16 protein-coding genes are annotated in these 14,612 nt (G+C 72.6%); 4 read left to right on the top strand and 12 right to left on the bottom strand.

Annotated features, from left to right (window positions below; all coding sequences use genetic code 11):
* Window positions 1-61: 61 nt before the first annotated feature.
* Complete coding sequence (locus EBO35_RS11485; protein ID WP_122817829.1) at window positions 62-472, bottom strand: hypothetical protein; 411 nt, start codon at window positions 470-472, stop codon at window positions 62-64.
* A 532-nt stretch (window positions 473-1,004) separates the two neighbouring features.
* Between EBO35_RS11485 and EBO35_RS11490 the strand changes: the two genes are divergently transcribed.
* Both EBO35_RS11490 and EBO35_RS11495 read left to right on the top strand, forming a co-directional pair.
* On the top strand, window positions 1,005-1,913 hold the full coding sequence (locus tag EBO35_RS11490) for a hypothetical protein (RefSeq protein ID WP_122817830.1): 909 nt from the start codon (window positions 1,005-1,007) through the stop codon (window positions 1,911-1,913).
* Between the two features lie 138 nt (window positions 1,914-2,051).
* On the top strand, window positions 2,052-2,522 hold the full coding sequence (locus tag EBO35_RS11495; protein ID WP_122817831.1) for a PPOX class F420-dependent oxidoreductase: 471 nt from the start codon (window positions 2,052-2,054) through the stop codon (window positions 2,520-2,522).
* Window positions 2,523-2,549: 27 nt separating this feature from the next.
* On the opposite strand, the gene lhgO is transcribed toward EBO35_RS11495, so the two are convergent.
* Genes lhgO through EBO35_RS11550 form a run of 11 tightly spaced genes read right to left on the bottom strand, consistent with a single transcriptional unit; the run spans window position 2,550 to window position 13,590 of the window.
* Entirely contained in the window at window positions 2,550-3,776 is a 1,227-nt protein-coding gene (gene lhgO / locus EBO35_RS11500; protein WP_122817832.1) for an L-2-hydroxyglutarate oxidase, read from the bottom strand.
* Window positions 3,777-3,816: 40 nt separating this feature from the next.
* On the bottom strand, window positions 3,817-5,910 hold the full coding sequence (locus tag EBO35_RS11505) for a YhgE/Pip domain-containing protein (RefSeq protein ID WP_122817833.1): 2,094 nt from the start codon (window positions 5,908-5,910) through the stop codon (window positions 3,817-3,819).
* Window positions 5,907-6,737 carry an ATP-binding cassette domain-containing protein gene (locus tag EBO35_RS11510; protein ID WP_206422543.1) on the bottom strand — a complete coding sequence of 277 codons (831 nt, stop codon included), beginning with the start codon at window positions 6,735-6,737 and terminating at the stop codon, window positions 5,907-5,909. Before EBO35_RS11510 ends, EBO35_RS11505 begins: the two co-directional genes overlap by 4 nt.
* A 40-nt stretch (window positions 6,738-6,777) precedes the next feature.
* Window positions 6,778-7,713, bottom strand: coding sequence for an urea transporter (locus EBO35_RS11515; RefSeq protein ID WP_122817834.1), 936 nt, complete (start codon window positions 7,711-7,713; stop codon window positions 6,778-6,780).
* 43 nt (window positions 7,714-7,756) lie between these two features.
* Window positions 7,757-8,776: an urease accessory protein UreD gene (locus tag EBO35_RS11520; RefSeq protein WP_122817835.1), complete on the bottom strand. Its 1,020-nt coding sequence runs from the start codon at window positions 8,774-8,776 to the stop codon at window positions 7,757-7,759.
* Window positions 8,773-9,408, bottom strand: a complete 636-nt coding sequence (gene ureG / locus EBO35_RS11525; protein WP_122817836.1) for an urease accessory protein UreG — start codon at window positions 9,406-9,408, stop codon at window positions 8,773-8,775. Before ureG ends, EBO35_RS11520 begins: the two co-directional genes overlap by 4 nt.
* 53 nt (window positions 9,409-9,461) lie before the next feature.
* Window positions 9,462-10,190 (bottom strand): urease accessory protein UreF, encoded by a 729-nt coding sequence (locus tag EBO35_RS11530; RefSeq protein WP_206422544.1) that lies wholly within the window; start codon window positions 10,188-10,190, stop codon window positions 9,462-9,464.
* An 8-nt stretch (window positions 10,191-10,198) separates the two neighbouring features.
* Window positions 10,199-11,923, bottom strand: a complete 1,725-nt coding sequence (gene ureC, locus EBO35_RS11535) for an urease subunit alpha (protein ID WP_122817837.1) — start codon at window positions 11,921-11,923, stop codon at window positions 10,199-10,201.
* On the bottom strand, window positions 11,923-12,357 hold the full coding sequence (locus tag EBO35_RS11540; RefSeq protein ID WP_122817838.1) for an urease subunit beta: 435 nt from the start codon (window positions 12,355-12,357) through the stop codon (window positions 11,923-11,925). Before EBO35_RS11540 ends, ureC begins: the two co-directional genes overlap by 1 nt.
* Before the next feature lie 52 nt (window positions 12,358-12,409).
* On the bottom strand, window positions 12,410-13,282 hold the full coding sequence (locus EBO35_RS11545) for a cobalamin biosynthesis protein CbiX (RefSeq protein WP_122817839.1): 873 nt from the start codon (window positions 13,280-13,282) through the stop codon (window positions 12,410-12,412).
* 2 nt (window positions 13,283-13,284) lie between these two features.
* Window positions 13,285-13,590, bottom strand: coding sequence for an urease subunit gamma (locus tag EBO35_RS11550; RefSeq protein WP_122817840.1), 306 nt, complete (start codon window positions 13,588-13,590; stop codon window positions 13,285-13,287).
* 170 nt (window positions 13,591-13,760) lie between these two features.
* Between EBO35_RS11550 and EBO35_RS11555 the strand changes: the two genes are divergently transcribed.
* Both EBO35_RS11555 and EBO35_RS11560 read left to right on the top strand, forming a co-directional pair.
* Window positions 13,761-14,195: a fluoride efflux transporter FluC gene (locus EBO35_RS11555; RefSeq protein ID WP_206422545.1), complete on the top strand. Its 435-nt coding sequence runs from the start codon at window positions 13,761-13,763 to the stop codon at window positions 14,193-14,195.
* A complete protein-coding gene (locus EBO35_RS11560; RefSeq protein WP_122817841.1) occupies window positions 14,192-14,569 on the top strand; it encodes a fluoride efflux transporter FluC in 378 nt (125 codons plus the stop codon). The genes EBO35_RS11555 and EBO35_RS11560 overlap by 4 nt, the downstream gene beginning before the upstream one ends.
* Window positions 14,570-14,612: the final 43 nt, after the last annotated feature.

Genomic DNA, 14,612 nt, shown 5'->3' on the forward strand with positions numbered 1-14,612 from the left:
CGCACGCCGCCTGGTGCCAGGCGACGCGCGGGCGTCGGGTGCTCAGTGAGGTGAACGGCGCTCAGTCGTGGGCGACGTTCCACTCCTTGTCGACGACCTTGCCGTTGCGGTAGACGACGTGCGACCAGCGGTAGAACGGCATCATGTCGTAGGTGACGGTGGTCTTCTTGCCCACCGTCGAGGCGTCCCGTCCGTTGCTGCCGACGATCGCCTTGACCTTGGCGCGGGTCATCCCCTTGCGGATCTTCTTCCACTCACCCTTCGACACGGTGCCGGCGCGGGTCTTCTCCTTGACCCTCAGCTCGTGGGTCGCCTCCAGGGTGACGTCACCGCAGGTGGCGACCGTCGTGGACTCGTAGCGGCCGGCCTCCACGCGCGGGAAGTACCGCCCCGGCAGGCTCCCGGTCCACTGCCAGCTCTGGGCCCAGCCGGCCTTGCGGTTGCGCAGCGTCCACGTGGTCGTGGGCTCCATGCCATCGGTCCCACACGTCGCCAGCGGGCTTCTCACGCCCCCCGGTTTGTCGATGGGCGCTGGAAATGCCTGTGGAGCTGCGATGCGGACCTGTGCGTCGGCGGCTTGCTGCGCCGTGGCGGCCTTCGCCGGCCCGGTCCCGACGCTGGCGACCAGCGCCATCGCGAGCAACGTGGCGGCCATCGCCACGAGGTACGTCCGAGCCGCCTTCAGGCCCCGGTCTGCACGGGTGATGCTCATGAGTACTCCCCTCGGCCGACATCCGACGGCCTGGTGCGTGTCCTTGGACTTCCACCCTCAGCGACGCCCGGAGCCAGGCCAACCGGTTTTTGCGGCGGCTGCCTCCGCTGCGTCGAGACGCGCGCCCGCCCGCGCGGCGGCAGTCTGCTCCTGCCCGGGCGTGCCAAACGTCTCGGACCCGGGCCCGCGCCGACGGTCTGGACCACGGATCCAGAACAGCAGCCGAAGCGCTTTACTCTGCGCGACCGTCGCCGTCGGCGTTGGCTGGAAACTGATCCAGGAGAGGGCTCCCATGCGTCCCAAGAGATCGATCTCGCTGGCCGTCGGCCTACTCACCGGCTGTGTGGCGCTCTTGTCCCCGGTCGCATCCAGCGCTGCCGTCGCCCCCGCCGCCAAGGCGAAGCCGGCGCAGCCGGCGCCGATCGTGGAGATCGCGAACCTCGACGACGGCTCCGGTCGGGTGCGCATCGTCCTGACGCACCCCGTGGCGGGCGTCACCAAGTACGTCATCCGGACCAGCGAAGCGTCGCCCGAACTCGTCAAGACCTGTACTCCCGCGTCGATGAAGAACGGCTCGGGCTCGAGCGGGTGCTACGTGGACATTCCGTCCGGCTTCCACGACGCCTGGACGATCCAGGCCAAGGGCAAGGGCAAGAAGAACCTCAGCAAGCCTGTGGCCGTCGTCGTCGACGAGCTGGATTCGAAGACCGGGACTTCTCAAGACATCAAGGTCAACGGGTCTGCGGCTCAGGCGGCCAGCATCGTCAAGACCGTGACTGTGGCCTTCAAGAAGCACGCGAAGTCCTGTCTCAAGGACGCGACGGTCTCCGCGGCCCTCTCCAAGCTGAAGAAGATGACCAGCAAGGCCGCGCGGAAGTCGAAGAACCCCTACGCCGCCGCCGCGTACTCGGTCGTCTACGCCATCAAGTACATGGACAAGAAGGCCTTCAAGAACCCGTGCGCCGCGGTCGGCTCGTTGCTCAAGCACGTCGCCGGATCCATGCAGCAGGCGCGCGAGGCCGGGTCCGTTCGACACGTCGGCGCCTGGAGCGAGTGGAACACCAACGGGGCGGACTCCTGTGCCATCGCGGTCTACGGCTCGAGCGCCGGGTCGGCGTCCATCGTGGCGCGTCCGCCGAGCCTCGGCGGGAGCATCGACGAGGGTTCCTGCCTGAGCTTCTGGGGACCGCTGGTCTCCTAGCGAGAAGCCGGGGTGCGCCCACCGCCGTCCCCCCGCAGGTGGGCGCACCCCTCTCGCGCTGCACGGGAGCCGCGATGAACCACCGGCACGACGGTTACCTGACTCCGTCCCGTCGTACCGCCCCGGAACGGAGCCCCCATGGCCCGCACGATCGCCACCAACACCACCGTCGACCTGGACGGGCTCCTCGAGTTCGTCCGCCCGCGGCACCGGATGCTGCTGATCACCCAGCGCGCGGACGGCAGCCCGCAGGCCTCCCCGGTGACCGGCGGCGTCGACGACTCCGGGCGGGTCGTGATCTCCAGCTACCGGGAGCGGGTCAAGACCCGCAACGCACGACGCCGGCCCGAGGTCAGCGTCGTCGTCCTCTCCGACGACTGGAACGGCGCCTGGGTCCAGGTCACCGGGACCTGCGAGGTCCTCGACGCCGCCTCCGGCGAGGAGGCGCTGGACGCCTTCGTCGAGTACTTCCGCAACATCTCCGGCGAGCACTCCGACTGGGCCGAGTACCGCCAGGCGATGGTCGACCAGGACAAGTCGCTGCTGCGGATCACGCCCACCAGCTGGGGTCCGGTCGCCACCGGCGGGTTCCCCGCGCACCTGGCCTGAGTCGCGGCAAGCCAGCAACGACCTCGGCTACGGCACCGACGGATCCCGCCCGAGCACCCGGTCGCAGATCAGCTCCGCGATGGCCAGCGCCGAGGTGGCCGCCGGCGACGGGGCGTTGCGTACGGCGCTCACGCGGCCCAGGGTGCTGATCCGGAAGTCGTCCACGAGGCTGCCGTCCCGCTCCACCGCCTGCGCCCGCACCCCCGCCGGCGCGGGAACGACGTCGCGCACCGAGAGCTCCGGGACGTAGCGCCGCGCCCGGGCCACGAACAGCCGGCGGCTCGCGGACCCCGCGACCTCCCGCGCCCCCGCCCGCCAGTGCCGGCGCGCCAGCCGCCAGAACCCCGGCCAGCGCAGCGTCTCGGCGAGGTCGGCGCGGTCCAGGTCCCGGCGCCGGTAGCCCTCCCGCGCCAGCGCCAGCACCGCGTTCGGCCCCACGTCCACCGACCCGTCCACCCGCCGGGTGAAGTGCACCCCCAGGAACGGGTACGCCGGGTCCGGCACCGGGTAGATCAGCCCCCGGACCAGGCCGGCCCGCTCGGGGCGCAGCCGCAGGTACTCACCCCGGAACGGGAGGATCGCCGGTCCCGCCGCGTCCCCCGCGCGCCGGGCCAGCAGGTCGGCCTGCAGCCCGGCGCACAGCACCACCAGGTCGAAGGTCAGCGGCTCGCGGCCGGCGGCGGTGACCGTCACCCGGTCGGCCGCCGGCTCGATCCCCGTCACCGCCACGCCCAGCAGCACCTGCCCGCCCGCCCGCGTCACGTCGTCGGCCAGAGCGCGGCAGACCGCCGCGAAGTCCGTGATCGCCGTCCGCGGGGAGTGCACCGCCGCCACGCCGGCCGCGTGCGGCTCCAGCTCCCGCAGCCCGGCGCCGTCCAGCCAGCGCAGGTCCGGCACCCCGTTGAGTCCGGCCCGGCGCTCGATCTCCCGCAGCGCCGGCACCTCGGCGTCCCGCACCGCGACCACCACCTTGCCGTACTCGTCGTAGGCCAGGCCCTTCTCGGCGCAGTACTCCCGCAGCAGCGCGACCCCCCGGCGGCACAGCGTGGCCTTCAGCGACCCCGGCGGGTAGTACAGCCCCGCGTGCACCACCCCGCTGTTGCGCCCGGTCTGGTGCCGCGCGACCGCGTCCTCCTTCTCCAGCACCGTGATCTCGGCGTCCGGCAGCAGCTCGCGCAGCCGGCGGGCGGTGGCCAGCCCGAGGATCCCGGCGCCGACGACCCCGACGCGGCGCGGAGCACTGGAAGTCGGCATACCGGGCATGATGCTGAGTCCAGGCGCCGGAGACCAGCCCTCAGAGCACCAGCTCCGGCTCCAGCCGCTGCGGGCTCCAGACCCGCTGCCGCCGCGCGGCGTACGTCGTGGCGAGCAGCGCCACGACGAAGACGGCCGCCAGCAGCCCGATGTCGAGGGCCACGAGGTCCAGGTCGCCGCCGTAGAGCGTCTGGCGCAGCCCGTCCACGACGTAGGACATCGGCAGCACCCGGTGCAGGGAGCGCAGCGGCTCGGGAATCGTCTGCCACGGGAACGTCCCGCCGGCGGTGACCAGCTGGACCAGCATCAGCACCAGCCCGAGGAACTGCCCGGTTGCCCCCAGCCACACGTTGAGCGCCTGCAGGATCGCCACGAACGCCGCCGAGGCGAGCAGCAGGAGCACCGCCGTGGCCACCGCGTGGACGACGTCGATGTCGAGGGCGAACTTCACGACCGCGAACATCACCGCGACCTGGCCGACCCCCAGCACCGCGCCCGGGATCCAGCCGCCCAGCGCGGTCTGCCAGGCCGGGGCGTCCGAGGCCAGCGACCGCGAGGACAGCGGCCGGACCAGCAGGAACAGCACGTACGCCCCGATCCAGGTCGCCAGCGACATGAAGAACGGCGCGAGGCCCGCGCCGTAGCTGCCGGCCCGGGCGATCGTGTCGTCGACGACCTTGACCGGGTCGCCGATGGTCCGGGCGGTCTCCTCCTCGGTGGACTCGTCGAGGTCCGGGATCTTGCCGAGCCCCTGCCGCAGCCCGTTGCGCAGCTTGGCCACGCCGGACTCCAGCCGCTCGGTCCCGCGGCGCAGCGTGGGGGTCGACCGGGCCAGCCGGTCCGCGCCCGAGGAGACCTCCGCCGCCCCCGACGCCAGCCGCGCCGTGTCGCTGGCGAAGGTGCCCGCTCCCGACTGGAGCCGCGCGGTCCCCGACGCCAGCTCGGTGCCGCCGGATGCCGCCCGGGCGATGCCGCTGGTGAGCTCCGGCGTCGCGCTGGCCAGGCGCTGGGCCCCGTTCGCGAGCTCCGCGGAGCCGCTGCCGAGCCGGTCCAGCTGGCGCGACGCGCGCTGGACCCGCGCCGCCACGGCGTCCACGGGGGCGCGGGCGTCGTCGAGCACGGTCCGGATCGCCGCCGCCTGGGCCCGGGTCAGCCGGCCCTGCCGCACCAGCGCCGCCACCCGCCGGTCCAGGGCCCGGTTCGCGGCGTCCAGGCGCCGGTCGATCAGGCGCACCGCCGCGGCGGCGTCCCGGCCGACGGCGGCGACCTCGGCGTTGCCCCGGGCCACCCGCTGCGCGCCCGAGGCGAGCTTCCGGGTCTGGGCCGGCAGGGCGGCGGTCCGGCTGCGCAGCGTGCCCAGCCCGCTGGAGAGCGTGGCGGCACCCGAGGCGAGCCGGTCCACGCCGCTGGTCAGCTCCCCGGTCCCGGCGGAGAGCCGGGACGCGCCGCTGGCCACCTGGTCCGCGCCGGAGGCCAGGCGAGCGGTGCCGCCGACGAGCTCCCCGGCTCCGCGGGAGAGCCGAGCGGTGCCCGTGACCAGCTTCTCCGCCCCCTGCACCCCGGAGGCGAGGTTGGTGTGGATCGAGGCGAAGCCCTTGAGGAAGGTGTCCGCCGCCTGGGTGCCGACCTGCGTCGCGATCGCGTCGCGGACCTCGCCGACGATCGTGTCGGCGATCGTCGCGGACAGGTAGCTGTTCGCATCGTTGGTGACCAGCGTGAGGCTGGCCTGGCGGGGCCGGAAGTCGGCCGAGGAGACCAGGTCCTCGGAGAACGCCGGGCCGATGAGCAGCGCGGAGTCGAAGCGTCCCGAGCGGACGCCGGCCTCGGCGTCGGACTGGGAGGTCCGCACCCAGTCGAAGCCCCCGTTGCCGTCGACGAGCCGCTGGGCCACCTGCCCGCCGTAGTCCTCCTCGCGGGTGCCGCCGTTCACCGCGTCGGTCAGCGTGGCGCCGCGGTCCTGGACGACGAGTGCGGCTGGCACCTCGCCCAGCCGGCCGTAGGGGTCCTCGTTGGCGAACAGGTAGAGGCCCGAGTACAGCGAGGGGATGAGGATGAGCGCCAGGATCGCCAGCTTCGGCAGCTTTCCGGCGCTGAGACGGCGCAGCTCCGTGCTGGCCAGGCGGATCGCGATCACCGGTCGGTCTCCTTGCTGGTCGGCGGGCTGGTCGGCGGGCTGGTCGGCGGGCTGGTCGGCGGGCTGGTCGGCGGGCCGGGGTCGAGCACGGCGGTGTCAGCCGTCGGATCGGCGGGATCTCCGGACCCCCGGTGGGCCGGCGGCGACGCCGGCACCGGCCTGGTCCGCAGCGCCTCCACCGGGGTGGCCCGCTGGGTCGGGCCCCGGGCCGGCGGGATCGTGGCGCCGAGGTCCCGGGCCGCGGAGCGCGAGCACTGGACCAGCACGCCGTACCCGAGCGAGGCGAGCCCCTGCGCGAGCGACCACCAGCCCGCGGGCTCGCCACCGTGCCGGTCCGGCAGCGTCAGCACCAGGAACCGGACGGCGGCCCGCTCGATGGCCAGCGAGGCGAGCAGCTGGGTGCGCACGTCTCCGTGCAGCTCGTCGACCCGGTCGGCGTGCCGCTGCGCCAGCTCGTGCGCCTCGAGCCAGCGGCGCGCGGCCCCCGGCCGGCTGCTCCGGCGAGCCAGCGCCAGGTCCTCCGCGACGACAGTGCCGACCGGTGTCACGTCGTCGGGCTCCGAGACGCCGGGCAGGTCCACGACCGCGGTCACCCGGCGGAGCACCGCGGCCGAGGTCGTGGCCGTGCCCTCCTCGTCGTCGACGAGCGTCACGGTCCCGGAGTACGGCGCCAGCCGGCCGGTCGCGACCAGGGCCAGGGCGGTGAGCCCCTGCCCCGGCTCACCGGCGAGCAGCACGCACTCGCCGCTGTCCAGCGCGAGGCTGTCCAGCCCCAGCAGGGTCGAGCGCCGACCGGCTACCCGGACGTCGTCCAGGGTGATGCGCATGCCGGCACCTCCTCGGTCCAGGCGCCCGCCCCGGCAGGTGTCATGGGCGCCGCAGCACCGGGACGTAGGCCGCCACGACCAGCAGCACCCAGGTGGTGAGGATGTAGGGCCAGGTGTAGTGCGGGAAGCTGGTGGCGTCGTTCATCAGCAGGGTCACCACGGCCGTGACCGCGGCGCCGACCGCGCCGTAGATCCAGGACGCGGTGCTGCTCCTCAGAAAGACCACCGCCAGCGCGATGGCGGTCAGCACCCCCGAGTAGCCGGCGAGGCCCTCGGCGATGGTCTCCGAGCTCTCCCCCAGCGCCAGCGCGCAGAGACTTCCGATCACGCTGCCCATCGCGGCGGCGAGCCCGACCTGCCAGGACGCGATGAAGAGGCCCAGCAGGATCAGGCCACCGGCCCAGACGCTGTTGACCAGCACCACCTCGGAGACGTTCGTGAGCAGCGAGCGCAGCACCGACTCGCCGGTGCCGTCGGTGAAGTGCTGGTCCGAGCCGCTCTCGTGCAGGCTCGTGGTGGCGGCGTACACGATCCCCGCGACCGTGCAGAACGGCGCCGTGGTGGAGGGCAGGCTGAAGCGCGCCAGCGCGGGCCGGGCGAAGAGCCAGCCGAAGAACCAGGTCACCGGGCCGCACAGGGCCGCACCGACGACCGTCGCCAGGTAGGACCAGCCCTGGCCGCCCATCGCGGTGAACACCGCGGCGCCGAGCAGGGCGCCGTTGAAGCCCTGCATGCCGAGGGCGACGTTGTCGCTGCCGGCGCGCATCAGGTAGCCGACGGTCGTCGAGACGACTGTCCCGATCGCCACCAGCAGCGCCATCTGCCAGTCGGCGACCACGAAGGCCGCCAGGATCAGCAGTCCGGTCCACACGTTCTTCTGGAAGAAGATCTGCGAGAGCCCGTGGGCGAGCGAGGCGCCGGTCACCGTCGCGGGGTTGCTCGGTGACGAGGTCGCCGAGGCGTTGGTCGATGACATGTCGTGTTCTCCCTCGTGGCCCTAGTGCGCCGAGCCGTTGCAATCAGGTCTTCCGGATGGTCGGGGCATCCCTGCCGGTGAGCCGTCGGCGCAGCGCCGCCCACGCCGTGGTGGTCGCCCCGGTCACCACCCGCGTGTCGTCGCCGACCATCCGCACCCAGACACCGGCGTCGCCCGGCAGCACGCTGACCCCGAGCGCGAGCACCCCGCCGTACGCCGGCGCCAGCACCCCGTGCAGCAGGTCGGCGAGCTCGTCGGCCGGGGCCCGCGGGGTGAGGACGTAGAGCATCGAGAGCACGTCGCGGTCGTCCATCACCGCCAGGCCGCCGGTGGCCCCGTCGTCGGGGGTGAGCCGGACCCGGTCCAGCGCGACCATGGCGCCGCCCGGTCGGCGGACCTCGAAGTCCGAGGCGAGGACGGCGTACCGGTGCCGCTCGTCGCGCCCCAGCCGGCCCGCGACCACTGTCTCGCCGGCGATCAGCGTCGCCGACCCCGCGAGCGTGACCCGGGTGCGCTGGAAGAGCCGGGAGTTCGCGAACGGGATCACCGGGTCAGGCAGGTACTCCACGTAGGCGTCGTCCTGCACGTCGAGGTTCATCTGCGCGACCGCGTAGTCGTGCTCCATCTTGAGCACCTTCGTGTACGCCGAGGTCGTGACGTACGCCGAGGTGCCGGGTCCGAAGACCAGGTCCGTGCGCAGCCGGTCGCCCTGGATGATGCCCGCGCCGGTGGACATCAGGTAGGTGTAGGGCAGGTCCGGTCGGGCGGACTCGTAGTAGAGCGGGTGCATGATCTGCAGCGGCGACTTCTGGTAGTGCCCGACCAGCTGGGTCACCCCGCCGCGCCGGGCGAACTCGAGCTCGAGCACCCCGACCTTCCCCGGGCTGCCGGTCGGCAGCGTGTCCGGCACGCCGCCGTACCGGGCGACCTCCTGCGGCACCCGGTCCGGCTCGTAGTGCGCGGGCTGGAGCCGGCGTCCTCCGTAGGCCGCGTCCGGCACGACCCCGGCCGGTACGACGCCGAGGTCCGGGGGGACCGGCGGGGCGACGACGTCGGTGCTCATGTCACCAGCGCGCCGGCGCGGCCGTTCCAGTGGGCGAGGATCTGGTCCTGGAGCCGGTCCAGCCCCTCGCCGCTGAGCGAGTTGGTCAGCACCACCGGCTTGTCGTCACGCACCCGCAGCGCGTCGGACTCCATCACGTCCAGGTTGGTCCGGACGTACTGGGCGATGTCGATCTTGTTGATGACGAGGATGTCGGAGTCCGTGATCCCCGGGCCGCGCTTGCGCGGCATCTTCTCGCCCTCGGAGGTGTCGAGGACGAAGACGAACACGTCCGCGAGCGCCGGCGAGTAGGTCAGCGTGAGGTTGTCGCCGCCGGACTCGTAGAGCAGCGTGTCGACGTCGGGGAACCGCTCGAGCATCTCCGCCCCCGCCGCGAGGTTCATCGTGGGGTCGTCGCGCACGGCCGTGTGCGGGCAGGCCCCGGTCTCCACCCCCACCACCCGCTCCGGGTCGAGCAGCCCCGAGAGCTCGCGCCGCACGTGCTGGGCGTCCTCCTGGGTGTAGATGTCGTTGGTGATGACGGCCGGCTGGCGACCCGCGGCCAGCAGCCGGGGCACCAGCGCCTCGACCAGCGCGGTCTTGCCCGACCCCACCGGCCCGCCGATGCCGATCCTCAGGACGTTCTCGGTCATGGTCTCCCCCGTTGCTCGTCGGTCGTTCTCTGCAGGTGCGTCGCGTCGGCCCCTCAGCTCGCGAAGAGCCGCGCCTCCGCGCGTTCGTGCTGGGCCGACATCACGTCCGCCATCGGGACGCAGCCCCCCAGGTCCTCCAGCCCGCGGCGGGTCGCCTGGTCCGCCGCCTGCGCGATGGTCGGCCCGAGCGCGTGCAGCATCACCTGGAGGTGCCGGTGGTCGGTCAGCCGCAGCCGCAGGGCCGCACCGAGGAAGCTGGCCGAGAACGCCGACAGGTCCGAGGCCACCGCCTGCTCGGTGCCGACGCCGGCCGCGACGTAGGCCACCGCGGTGGCGACGGGCTGGCAGCCCGGTGTCTCCTTGGCCGCCACCGACCGGGCCCACTCATCCAGCGCCGGACCGCCGATCGACTCCCGGGTGATGTCGGTGAGCTGGTGCCCGCTGCGGACCGAGGCCCGCCGCATCTCGGCGTTCAGCTTGGAGGCGAACAGCAGCTGGTCCACCAGGCGCACCCGGTCCCAGTCGCCGGCCGCGGCCGCCTCGTGGGCCCGGGCGAGCCCGGTGGCGTCGCCGGGCCCGACCGAGTGCAGCAGCAGCCCGCGCAGCAGGTCCTCGACGCCGTCCCGCTCCACCAGCCGGGCCTGGCTGAACCCCTCCAGCCCGTGCGACATCGTGTAGAAGCCGCTCGGGAACGCCGAGTCCGAGAGCTGCAGGCTGACCAGCAGACCGGCCAGGTCGACACCTGCGGTGGCCCCCAGGGGCGTGGTCGCGGGGAAGGTCACGGCGCTCCTCAGGCCAGGAAGAACAGCTGGGTCAGCGGCAGCGACTGCGCGGGCTCGATGTGCGCGGGCTTCCCGTCGTAGGTGACCTTGTAGGTCTCCGGGTCCACGTCGATCAGCGGCGTGCGGTCGTTGCGCACCATGTGCTCCTTGCCGATCCCGCGGCAGCGACGCACCGGGAGCACCTGGCTCTCCAGGCCCAGCTTCTCCGGGACGCCGGCGTCGATGGCCGCCTGCGACATGAACGTCACCCGGGTCTGCTGCTGGGCGCGCCCGTAGTTGCCGAACATCGGTCGGAACGTGACCGGCTGCGGGGTGGGCAGGGAGGCGTTCGGGTCGCCCATCAGCGCCCAGTTGATCAGCCCGCCCTTGATCACCATCTTGGGCTTGGCGGCGAAGCCGCTCACCGGCCAGAGCACGATGTCGGCGATCTTGCCGGCCTCCAGGGACCCGATGTAGTCCGAGACACCCTGAGCGATGGCCGGGTTGATGGTCACCTTGGCCAGGTAGCGCAGCACCCGGAAGTTGTCGTTCTCCTCGGCGTCCTCGGGCAGCTTTCCGCGCTTGTCCTTGTTGTGGTGCGCGGTCTGGAACGCGCGGGTCACCGACTCCCCGATCCGACCCATCGCCTGGGAGTCGGAGGAGAACATCGAGAGCACGCCCTCGTCGTGGAGCACGGTCTCCGCGGAGATCGTCTCGGCGCGCACCCGGGAGTCCGCGAACGCCACGTCCTCGGGGATGTCGTGGGAGAGGTGGTGGCAGACCATGACCATGTCGAGCAGCTCGTCGACGGAGTTCACGGTGTACGGCAGCGTCGGGTTGGTCGAGGACGGCAGCACGTTGGGGTAGCTGGCCGCCTTCATGATGTCCGGCGCGTGCCCGCCGCCCGCACCCTCGGTGTGGTAGGTGTGGATGGTCCGGCCGTCGATGGCCGACATGGTGTCCTCGACGAACCCGGACTCGTTGAGGCTGTCGGTGTGGATCGAGACCTGGATGTCGTACTCGTCGGCCACCGACAGGGCGGTGTCGATGGCGGCCGGGGTCGAGCCGAAGTCCTCGTGGACCTTCAGCGACGAGGCGCCGGCCTCGAGCTGCTCCCTGAGGGCGTCCGGCAGCGAGCCGTTGCCCTTGCCGTGGAAGCCCATGTTCACCGGCACGTCCTCGGCCGCCTGGAGCATCCGGTGCAGGTACCACACGCCCGGGGTGGTGGTGACGCCGTTGGTGGCGTCGGTCGGCCCGGTGCCGCCGCCGAAGAGCGTGGTGATGCCGTTGGACAGGGCCGCGACCGCCTGCTGCGGGGAGATGTAGTGGACGTGGCTGTCGATCGCGCCGGCGGTGGCGATCAGGTGCTCGCCCGCGATGATCTCGGTGACCGTGCCGACCACGAGCCGCGGGTCGACGCCCTTCTGCAGGTGCGGGTTCCCGGATTTCCCGACTCCGGCGATCTTGCCGTCCTTGACCCCGATGTCGCCCTTGACCACCCCGAGGATCGGGTCCAGGACGATCGCGTTCGTGATCACGAGGTCCAGGCCGCCCCGGGCGCTGGTGGTCTGCGGGTCCGCCGCCATGCCGTCGCGGGCGGTCTTGCCGCCGCCGTAGACGACCTCATCGCCGTAGCTCCCCTCGCTGAAGTCCTTCTCGATCTCGATCACGAGGTTGGTGTCGGCCAGGTGCACCCGGTCGCCGACGGTCGGGCCGAACAGGTCGGTGTACTGCTTGCGCGAGATGACGGCCATCAGTTCTTCCCCTTCTTCTGGGCCGACGACTTCTGGGCCGACCCGCTGCTCGTGGCGTCCGGACGCCCGTTCTTGAATCCGCCCTCGGCCATCCGCACCATCGCGTCGGCGCGGGTCTGGTGGGCGTCGAGGCCGCCGTCGACCAGGCGGTTGAACCCGATCACCCGCCGCGATCCGGCGTACGCCGTCAGCGTCACCTCCCGGGTGTCCCCCGGCTCGATGCGCACCCCGGTGCCGGCGGGGATGTCGAGGTGCATGCCGTAGGCCTGCTCGCGATCGAAGAGCAGCGCCCGGTTGACCTCGAAGAAGTGGAAGTGCGAGCCGATCTGCACGCCACGGTCGCCGGTGTTGGTCACGGCGAGGGTCACCGTCGGTCGACCGGCGTTGATCTCGATCTCGTCGTCGTTGTGGTGGTACTGGGGGCTACCTAGCATCGGTTCTTCCTCCACGTCCTGGGTTGGATGGAGCTCGGGGGTTCGGGTCGGCTCAGCGCACCGGGTCGGGCTGGCGCGCCACCGGGGGGTGCGAGTGGGGATGGGCATGGGAGTGGGGGTGCCCCTCCACGGCGTGGGAGTGGGCGTAGCCGTGCCCGTGGTCGGCGAGCAGGCCGGCGTCGATGCCGTCGTCCCCGTGCCCGAGCCGGTGCCGGGCGTCGGCCAGGCGCTGGCCGACGATCCGCAGCGTCGCCTGCTCGGAGAGCAGCGGGCCGTAGAACACCGTGCCGGCGAGCACCGGGTCGGCGAGCATCGGGTCGGCCGCAGCGTCGAGGGCCGGGCAGGTGCGGGCGAATCCGGCCGGCACCACGACGACCTCCTCGGCCCCCAGCAGCCGGGCCCGGCGTACGGCGCGGCGCAGGGCCGCCTCGTCGGACCCGCATGCGACCTCGACCTCGGTGCCGGTGCCGTGGGCCCGGACCAGGTGCGCCACCCGGTGCAGCTCGGCGTCGTCGAAGGGCCCCGCGGACGGGGCGGCCAGCACCAGTGCGGCGCCGGGGCGGCGCTTCACGGTCTCGGTCGCCGCCCGCCGCACCAGTGCGACCAGGTGGTCGATCGCCCCCAGGGCATCGCACAGCACCAGCCGCCCGGGGCCGGAGCCGGCTCGCAGCCAGCTCAACGTCTTGGCCGTGTCGGCCACCAGCACCGGGTCGCGGCCCCAGGTCACCGGAAGCACGGCCACTGTCGTGTCGTGGTCGGCGTGGTCGGCGAGGAGCGTGCTGACCCGGTTGTGCAGCGGACGCCCGGGACGGGTCAGGATCGCACCCGGCAGCGCGTCCGCGAGCGACTCCAGGTCAGCGGTCCCCGCGCTCTCGTGACCGCCGACGAGCACCAGTCGAACGGACTCGCGCTCGGCTGGCGTCATGGCTAGGCCGCCACGGGATCGTGGCAGGAGACCAGCTTGCTTCCGTCGACGAACGTCGCCTCCACCTGGAGGAGCGCGAGGCGCTCGCGCACCCCGGGCATGCAGTCGGCCTCCGAGACCACCTGCTTGCCCAGCTCCATGCACTCCGCGACGGACTTGCCGTCGCGAGCAGCCTCGATGATCGCCTCCGCGATCAGCGCCTGCGCCTCGCTGACGTTGAGCTTCGTGCCGCGGTCACGACGGCGGCGGGCCAGGTCGGCCACCTGGTAGATGAACAGCTTGTCGATTTCGCGGGGAGTGAGATCCATGGCGGCGACGACCTTCCGAGACAGTGCTTCCGAGACAGTGGCCGAGAGAGCGGTGCACGCACGCCGGAGGCACCGGCGGCGTCATCCAGCACGCTAGCCGCGTCCGACGGCGCACCCATCCCCCGAAACGGCGGACCGGGGTGCGGGCGGCCGGGGCCTATGGTCGAGAGGTGACCCGGCCGAGCTATCTGCGCACTTCGTCGATCGCCCTGGTCCTCCTCGGTGGAGTGGTCGGCGTCGGTGCCCGTGAGGGACTCTCCCTGTGGATCCCGAACCTCGACGGGGTGCCCGTGGTCGTCCCGGTGGTCAACGTCCTCGGTGCGTTCGCACTCGGCTACCTCTACGAGGCGCTGACCCGGCTCGCGCCCGGCGAGACCACGACCTCCCGGCTCAAGCTGCTGATCGGCACCGGGTTCTGCGGCGGCCTCACGACGTACAGCTCGCTGGCCACCGACACCGCCGTCCTCCTCGACGACTCCCGGTTCGGCGTCGGTGCGCTCTACGTGCTCGGCACGGTGCTGGTCGGCGGGCTCGCGACGTTCGCCGGGATCGTGGCCGCCGCGCGGCTGCACGCCGCCCGGCAGGACGCGGGAGGCACCGCGTGAGCGTCCCCGAATTCCTCCTCCTGGTCGGTGCCGGCGGGCTCGGCGCCGGCACCCGCTTCGTCGTCGACGGCCTGATCCGCTCCCGGGTGAGCTCCGCCTTCCCGTGGCCGACCGCGCTGATCAACATGTCCGGCTCGCTGCTGCTCGGCATCCTCACCGGCCTGGTCGCCGGCGACCTCGCCTCCACCGAGACCAGCGCCATCCTCGGCACCGGCTTCCTGGGCGGCTACACGACCTTCAGCACCGCCAGCTACGAGGCGGTGCACCTGGTCCGGGAGCAGAAGTACGGCATGGCGTTCGCCTACGGATTCGGGGTGCTGGCGGTCTGCATCGCGCTGGCGTTCGCCGGCTACCGCTGGGGCGCCCAGGCCTGAGGCCGGAAACGAGACAAGCGACGTGCTTCTCACCCCGTGGTCA

The organism is Nocardioides pantholopis, from assembly GCF_003710085.1.
Lineage (GTDB): Bacteria > Actinomycetota > Actinomycetes > Propionibacteriales > Nocardioidaceae > Nocardioides > Nocardioides pantholopis.

What these genes read in the sequence shown, in the direction of transcription:
- EBO35_RS11485 (WP_122817829.1), bottom strand. Translation starts at nt 472, where the DNA reads ATGGAGCCCACGACCACGTGGACGCTGCGCAACCGCAAGGCCGGCTGG.
- EBO35_RS11490 (WP_122817830.1), top strand. Translation starts at nt 1,005, where the DNA reads ATGCGTCCCAAGAGATCGATCTCGCTGGCCGTCGGCCTACTCACCGGC.
- EBO35_RS11495 (WP_122817831.1), top strand. Translation starts at nt 2,052, where the DNA reads ATGGCCCGCACGATCGCCACCAACACCACCGTCGACCTGGACGGGCTC.
- lhgO (WP_122817832.1), bottom strand. Translation starts at nt 3,776, where the DNA reads ATGCCGACTTCCAGTGCTCCGCGCCGCGTCGGGGTCGTCGGCGCCGGG.
- EBO35_RS11510 (WP_206422543.1), bottom strand. Translation starts at nt 6,737, where the DNA reads ATGCGCATCACCCTGGACGACGTCCGGGTAGCCGGTCGGCGCTCGACC.
- EBO35_RS11515 (WP_122817834.1), bottom strand. Translation starts at nt 7,713, where the DNA reads ATGTCATCGACCAACGCCTCGGCGACCTCGTCACCGAGCAACCCCGCG.
- EBO35_RS11520 (WP_122817835.1), bottom strand. Translation starts at nt 8,776, where the DNA reads ATGAGCACCGACGTCGTCGCCCCGCCGGTCCCCCCGGACCTCGGCGTC.
- ureG (WP_122817836.1), bottom strand. Translation starts at nt 9,408, where the DNA reads ATGACCGAGAACGTCCTGAGGATCGGCATCGGCGGGCCGGTGGGGTCG.
- ureC (WP_122817837.1), bottom strand. Translation starts at nt 11,923, where the DNA reads ATGGCCGTCATCTCGCGCAAGCAGTACACCGACCTGTTCGGCCCGACC.
- EBO35_RS11540 (WP_122817838.1), bottom strand. Translation starts at nt 12,357, where the DNA reads ATGCTAGGTAGCCCCCAGTACCACCACAACGACGACGAGATCGAGATC.
- EBO35_RS11545 (WP_122817839.1), bottom strand. Translation starts at nt 13,282, where the DNA reads ATGACGCCAGCCGAGCGCGAGTCCGTTCGACTGGTGCTCGTCGGCGGT.
- EBO35_RS11550 (WP_122817840.1), bottom strand. Translation starts at nt 13,590, where the DNA reads ATGGATCTCACTCCCCGCGAAATCGACAAGCTGTTCATCTACCAGGTG.